Source organism: Paraburkholderia sp. UCT31 (assembly GCF_014397655.1).
In the GTDB taxonomy this organism is placed as follows: Bacteria; Pseudomonadota; Gammaproteobacteria; order Burkholderiales; family Burkholderiaceae; genus Paraburkholderia; species Paraburkholderia tuberum.
The window spans coordinates 1-1,005 of the sequence record NZ_VZQP01000186.1; the positions used below are offsets into that span (position 1 = coordinate 1).

The 1,005-nt window shown below is 58.7% G+C and carries 3 protein-coding genes; 1 reads left to right on the plus strand and 2 read right to left on the minus strand.

What is annotated here, in order from left to right; translation table 11 throughout:
- Positions 1–190, minus strand: a 190-nt coding sequence (locus F6X40_RS41530) for a transposase (RefSeq protein WP_187631896.1), incomplete at its 3' end; no start/stop codon positions are given.
- Between the two features lie 291 nt (positions 191–481).
- On the opposite strand from F6X40_RS41530, the gene traT reads away from it, so the two are divergent.
- Positions 482–904 carry a complement resistance protein TraT gene (gene traT / locus F6X40_RS41535; protein ID WP_187631897.1) on the plus strand — a complete coding sequence of 141 codons (423 nt, stop codon included), beginning with the start codon at positions 482–484 and terminating at the stop codon, positions 902–904.
- 7 nt (positions 905–911) lie between these two features.
- On the opposite strand, the gene F6X40_RS41540 is transcribed toward traT, so the two are convergent.
- On the minus strand, positions 912–1,005 hold a 94-nt coding region (locus tag F6X40_RS41540), incomplete at its 5' end, for a transposase domain-containing protein (RefSeq protein WP_187628498.1).

Here is a 1,005-nt window from a genome sequence, read left to right on the forward strand (position 1 = left end):
GAAAGTTGGTCGGCAGCATTCGCCACGCAGCCCCAGCGCGAGCCATCCAGCGCAACGCATTGAACATCTCGCGCAACTCGTATTTACGCTGTGGTGCACTCTCATCCATCAACGTCAGATACGCTGCTACGAAGCTCCATTCTTCGTCTGACACGTCTGTCGGGTACGCTTTACGTTTCTCTCTTGTCATCCCTCCAGGGTACCAGGTTTTGACCGGAAGTTCCTAACACCGTCTAATTAGGACGTCGGCGGAGCTTCGGGCGATGGCGACAAACGTTCTGTGGAACTTCGGCGTGATCGCGTTGACCCTCCGTACTGCCGAAATGATCCAGCATGGCTTTTTGTTGGCACAACACGACGGCGAAGTACTGTCCTTGCGTGACTCCCGTAGTAGACCCATTCAATTTATGGACCACATCGAATTGGACGCCCTGCACAGAGCTGAAACCGCGTTGACGAAGGACCCGATTTCGCCTCAGGGATGGACTATCGTCGAGCGAGAGAGCATCAACAACAAACTGTCCGCCGCTGGTGCCTTCTGGTCTCGTCGCGAACCCTCACCCGCTCCTCTATACACGCAGGATACCGCATCGTCGGAGACCCCGACCATGCGCACTATATTCTTCAGGCAAACATCCTGCAGGTAGGCAAGGTCGCTCCGTCGGCGGCCCAGGAAGCATTCGGCGGATATGGCGCCCCTCTTGGCGGTGCCTTTCTTGGCGCGGCCGCCGCGGCATCGTTTGGTAGCACGCATGCCGCGCCGATCGCTGGCGCGGCCCTCGCGGGCGGCCTGATCGAACTGGTCGCCAACGCTGCAGTTAAAGACGTGTACTACACCGCCATTACCGACGTGCAAATCAAGGAGCGCCAGCACAGTGGTAAGCACCCGGTGAAGGCACCGTAGAGCTCGATCAGGCGGTAGACGGTGCCCAGCGATGCGGCAGCAACTGGGCGATGTTGTCGGCGCGATGAGTGGGTAGCCGGGTCAGCACGTCTTTCAGATAG

Excerpts from the sequence above, each read along its gene's own strand:
- traT (WP_187631897.1), top strand. The coding sequence starts at position 482 with ATGGACTATCGTCGAGCGAGAGAGCATCAACAACAAACTGTCCGCCGC.